Raw genomic sequence first — 4,864 nt, forward strand, 5'->3', positions numbered from 1 at the left:
CGCTACCGACGGCGCACCATTTGTTCCAGGTGTCGGCGGCCACTGCGTAGGTATCGAGCAGGGTCTTGTTCAACACGTTTTCCAGGATGACGGGGAAATCGCTGGTGGTGTGGGTAATGGCCGCTTTCACCATCGCCATTTCGTTTTGCCCGAAGGTGCCAACATCCAGCCCGGCGCGTTGCGCGCAGGTTTCCGCCAGGCGCGACAGGCGCATTCCCCGCAAGCCATTGGTGGGATCGTTCTTCAGCAGGCCCGCACGGATCAGCAGCGCATCGGCGGCGGCGGCGCGAAACTTGTCGGTTTCATCCAGACCGAGTGCGATAGGGCGCATTCCGCTACCGACGCCGGTCGGATTGCAGCCTTGTCCAGCCGCCAGCGGGCCGGGAGAGGCCGCGCCGAGTGCGTCCAGGAACTGCTTGCGGGCGGCTTCGATAGCGGTTCCGTCCGTCACCAGGCGATCCGCCAGCGCGGTAAACGCTTCGCGCTGTTCGGGGTGAATCTTGAGGAACGGGGCAATCATGGCGCGAATTTCGGCGCTGCGGGCGCGATCTTTGGCGACCGCTTCAGCGGCGGAAGCGGCTTTAATCGCGGCGATGTCCGGGGCTTCAGCGGGGATAGTGGGGGCTTCATTCATGGGGATTTCCTGAGAAAGGTTTAGCGTGGCGGCTATCGCCGTCGGGAGGTTTTTGAAATGCGCAGTCGGCGGCGCGGGGCTAAACGGCTGGGTGCGTTCGGTTTTGGCGTCAGCGAGCTTGGCGGCCATGGCTTCATCGGCGGTAAACCAGGTTTCGGCATCGAGCCAGCCGGCAACGGTGGCGGCGTCCGCGCCGGTCTTGGCGACGTAGGCTTCGCGCATTCCCGCAGCGACGGTATCCAGCGTGTCGGCGAGTTTGCGGTGATCGGCGGCGTTGCCGAACAGGGCGGTAGACGGGTTGTGCAGCATCAGCAGCGACCCGCTGCCCATCGTCAGGGTTTGCCCGGCCATGGCGATCAGGCTGGCCGCGCTGAGCGCCCAGCCGTCTACAACGATGCTGACCGGTTGATCGTGGCGTTGCAGGGCGTTGTAGATCGCGGTGGCGTCCATGACGCTGCCGCCCGGCGAATTGATGTAGACGGTTAATTCCCGGCCTTTGAGGCCGCCCAGTTCGGCGATGAAAGCGCGGGCGGTGACGGTTTCATCCCAAAAGGATTCGCCGATTGGGCCGTCAATGCGGATGTCGGCGGCGGTCGGGCCGCGAGCGGTGATGCGGTAGTAAGGGGCCGTCATGGTTAGGCATCCATCAGATACGCGGGCATTCCGGCGTCAACAGGCCGGACCGGTGGGTTAGCGGGTTGTTTAGGAGCAGGTGGCGTCAAGTTGCGAGCGGCGAGCTTGGCGTTCCATTGCTGCCAGTTGTTCAGCACTTCGTCGGGATTGCCGCCGCGCTGCCGGATCAGGGTCTGCGGGCTGGTCAGGTAGTCCGCGAGCATGGCGTTGTTGGCGTTGGCTTCTTTGAGCGGATCGATCCAGGGAATCACCGGCGGCTGATAACTGGCGTCATCGAGGGTGAGCGGGTCGAGATCGCGGGGCTGGCGAACAACGCCTGCGGCAATTGCCGAGGTGACAAACCGCTGCCAGATCGGGCGCGTGACCTGGCTGATGAATTGGTTGCTCAGGATGCGGTAGGCGTCGAATTGCTCAACCAGCTCTTGCCGTTGTGCCGAGTAAGAGCCGCTGCCGTAGTCCCGCGACATGGCGGAATAGCTCAGACCAAACCCGGCGGAGGCGGCGCGCAGTTGGCCGTTGCGGAACGGCTCGACGGTCGCGGAGGGGCGGTTGCTGCTGAAAATGTCGAGCGATTCGCCGGGGCGCAGATTGTCCAGAATCATGCCGGGCTGAATATCAAAGGTGCGCGGGCCTTCCAGTTCATTCGACGGGCCGATGCTGGCGTTCTCGGTTTTCAGCGCGCCGGTGAGGCTGGCAGCGATTTCGGCGGCCACCATCTCGGCAGTTTCGTATTTGTAGATGCCGTTCATCCGCTGCAAGGCGCTGGCGAACTTGCACACGCCGCGAATCTGGCCGATGCGATCCGTGAGTTTGAGGTGCAGCAGGCTGTCGGCGCTGACTCGCTTCAGTTTGTAGTCGGTGCGAAGCAGACCGCCGGGATGTTCTTTGTAGAGCCAATAAGCAATCGGGCGATTCCAGCCGTTGAGTTCCACCGATTGCAGGATGCGCAGGCCGTTAGTGTCGCTGTTGTTGAACGGCAGGAAATCAGCCTCGATCAGTTCCACGCTAAAGGGGACGCGAGTGCCGTGATCCAGATCAGGACGATTGCCGAAAATCAGGGAAATCAGGGCTTCACCGTCGCGCAGCCAGGACCGGCACAGCAGCCGCTGGCAGGCGGCCCAGTCATGCGTCCAGGTGACTTCCGGTTTTTGCGCCCAGTCGCGCCAGGCTTCCAGCAGTTGCGCGGCAAATTCGGTATGGACTTCGCCGCCGAAGGTGCGAGGTTGCGGTTCGACGCTGATGCCGTTGGGGCCGGCGATGAATTGCGTCAGGCGGTCGAGAGCGCCCTTGACCAGGTCATGGTTTTGGTCGAGGTGGCGGGCGTATTGCCGTAGCTTGGGGCCGACATCGTAGACGGTGCTGTTGCCATCGCGGGCATCGCTGTTGCTGCGATGCGGCTTGAGTTCGTAGCGGGCGGTGACGCGGGGCGCGGGGCGGCGGAACAGTTCGCCGAGGCGTTGAAAAAAGTTACCCATCGCAGCCCCTCGCAACGCGGTAGCGCAAGGGGTCGGTGTTGCTGGCGCTGGCTTGATCGGCGCGGGCCATGCGCAGGGCGTTTTGGAGGTCCGCGCCGGTCTGATACTGGATCACCATGTCGCCCATCTGGACGCGCAACTGTCCAGAGGCGATGGCGGCTTCCAGGGCGGCGATGTGTTCGGAACTGAAGGCCATGCGTCAGACTCGTGGGAGGGGGACGCACAGGGTAAAACAGGAGGCTGTCCAAAATAAGGCAAAAATGGCGCACGGGAAAAAGCCGCTTGCGAGGCTGGGTTGGTGGTTTACAGTCTGATCTTGTTTAGCCACTGCGTTTGGAATCCGCGCCTTTCACCTACGCTGCCCGTTCCCTACGGTCAGCTTCGGTGAATTTTTTGGCATCGGTTCGCGCTTCAACGGGAGTGCCTGATCGATGATCAGACAAGTTCAAGCTCCCTCCACGCGCAATCCCCGGCTCCCCGCCGGTTGCAAAGCGATAGATATTTTGGGCCGCGTTCACGTCGCGGTCATGTCGTGTTCCACAGTCGGGACAGGTCCATTCACGAACCGACAGCGGCATCTTCTTGCGATAGCTCCCACAGTGGGAACAGGTCTTACTGGTCGGCGCAAAGCGGTCGGCGATGATCACTTTGCGCCCGTACCACGCGGCTTTGTATTCAATTTGCCGCCGGAATTCGCCCATGCCGACATCGGCTATCGCGCCCGCAAGGTGATGATTCTTCATCATGCCGCCGACATTCAAATTTTCCAGCGCCAGGGTGTCCGCACGGCGAATCAAGGCCGTGGTGGTCTTGTGCAGAAAGTCGGATCGCATGGCGGCGATATGGGCGTGAATCCTGGCAACCTTGCCCCGCTGCCGGCGACGGCGGTTGCTGCCTTTTTGCATCCGGCTCAAGCGCCGTTGCTGCTTTTTCAGGTGCCGCAACTGCTTCTTTAAATGGCGCGGATTGCCGCTTTTCACGCCGTCGCTGGCAACCACCACATCCTTGATCCCCAAATCCAGACCCAAGGCGACGCCGGTCAAGGGCAACACGTCAATGGCGACTTCACAGGCAAAGCTCACGAAATAACGCCCGTCGGGGGTCTTACTGACCGTCGCCATTTTGGGGATGCCTGCCGGAACTTGCGACCAGCGAATCTTCAAATAGCCCAGCTTGGGCAGTTTCAGAAATTCACCCGCACTAAACGTGCTGGCAATATGGCGTTGATCCAGTTGATATCGCACCGATTGGCGGTCATAACGGGATTTGAAACGGGGATAGCCGGGTTTCTGGCCCGCCTTAACGCGGCGAAAGAAGTTTTGAAACGCTTTATCCTGGTCGATCAGACATTGCGTCAACGCGCCCGACGAGGAGTCGGCCAACCAGGGGAATTCGCCGCGCTTCCAGGCTGTGACCTGTTTGTTCAGCGACACGTAGTTATTTCGTTCTTGGCGCTCTTCCCAGGCCTTCGTTCGCAACTCCAAGCAGCGATTCCAGACAAAGCGGGCGTTGCCAAACTCCACCGCCAGTTGATGACGCTGTTCTGGAGTCGGTTCAAAGTAAAATTTATAGGCGCGTTGTTTCGTGGTCATGCTGTCAGTATCGCTGATTCAACCCTCTGCTGGGGCGCGAACCGCCCCAAAAAACCGGCGCGGATAGCACGTCAATCACCGCCGGACGGGCTGCTCCGGCAGTCGCTCGCATCGCCTCTTGGCTGGCGAGCGACAAGGGCCTACGCAATCCCTTCTTCGACCGGCGGGGTCGCCCGGCATCCCTGCCGGGCTTCAGTGTGAGGGTAAAAACTCATGCGTACAGGCGGAGTGTGCCGCCAGATGCGCGACAAAATAAGGCAAAAATGGCGTTAGAGCGGCCATTCATTCCTGCTGACCCGCCTGACCGTGGTGATCGAGCAACCCCGCCGCTTGGCGACGGTCTCTACCGGCAACCCGTTGGACAAATCGGTGGCAATCGCCTCGTTGCGGCGCTGACGTTCAAGGCGCTGAATGTAGTGCCGATCTCCGCCGTACCGGGAGCGCAATTCGGCAATAATCCGCTCGATGATGCTGGCAGCCACGCCCTGTTGCTGGAGCAGGATTTCGGCATCGGTGAGCAAATCGGCGTC

The 4,864-nt window shown here is 61.3% G+C and carries 5 protein-coding genes; all 5 read right to left on the minus strand.

All coding sequences use genetic code 11. The annotated features are described in order from the left end of the window. The coding region (locus tag CAPSK01_RS23760; protein WP_273703965.1) for a head maturation protease, ClpP-related at window positions 1–1,267 on the minus strand (1,267 nt) is incomplete at its 3' end. 2 nt (window positions 1,268–1,269) lie between these two features. Then, window positions 1,270–2,742: a phage portal protein gene (locus tag CAPSK01_RS17325; RefSeq protein WP_273703966.1), complete on the minus strand. Its 1,473-nt coding sequence runs from the start codon at window positions 2,740–2,742 to the stop codon at window positions 1,270–1,272. After that, window positions 2,735–2,938, minus strand: a complete 204-nt coding sequence (locus tag CAPSK01_RS17330; RefSeq protein WP_034929654.1) for a hypothetical protein — start codon at window positions 2,936–2,938, stop codon at window positions 2,735–2,737. Before CAPSK01_RS17330 ends, CAPSK01_RS17325 begins: the two co-directional genes overlap by 8 nt. A 157-nt stretch (window positions 2,939–3,095) precedes the next feature. Further along, complete coding sequence (locus CAPSK01_RS17335; protein ID WP_273703967.1) at window positions 3,096–4,334, minus strand: RNA-guided endonuclease TnpB family protein; 1,239 nt, start codon at window positions 4,332–4,334, stop codon at window positions 3,096–3,098. Window positions 4,335–4,603: 269 nt separating this feature from the next. Continuing rightward, on the minus strand, window positions 4,604–4,864 hold a 261-nt coding region (locus CAPSK01_RS17340), incomplete at its 5' end, for a hypothetical protein (RefSeq protein WP_273703968.1).

Source organism: Candidatus Accumulibacter vicinus, assembly GCF_000584955.1.
Lineage (GTDB): Bacteria > Pseudomonadota > Gammaproteobacteria > Burkholderiales > Rhodocyclaceae > Accumulibacter > Accumulibacter vicinus.

What these genes read in the sequence shown, in the direction of transcription:
- CAPSK01_RS17335 (WP_273703967.1), bottom strand. Translation starts at nt 4,334, where the DNA reads ATGACCACGAAACAACGCGCCTATAAATTTTACTTTGAACCGACTCCA.
- CAPSK01_RS17325 (WP_273703966.1), bottom strand. Translation starts at nt 2,742, where the DNA reads ATGGGTAACTTTTTTCAACGCCTCGGCGAACTGTTCCGCCGCCCCGCG.
- CAPSK01_RS17330 (WP_034929654.1), bottom strand. Translation starts at nt 2,938, where the DNA reads ATGGCCTTCAGTTCCGAACACATCGCCGCCCTGGAAGCCGCCATCGCC.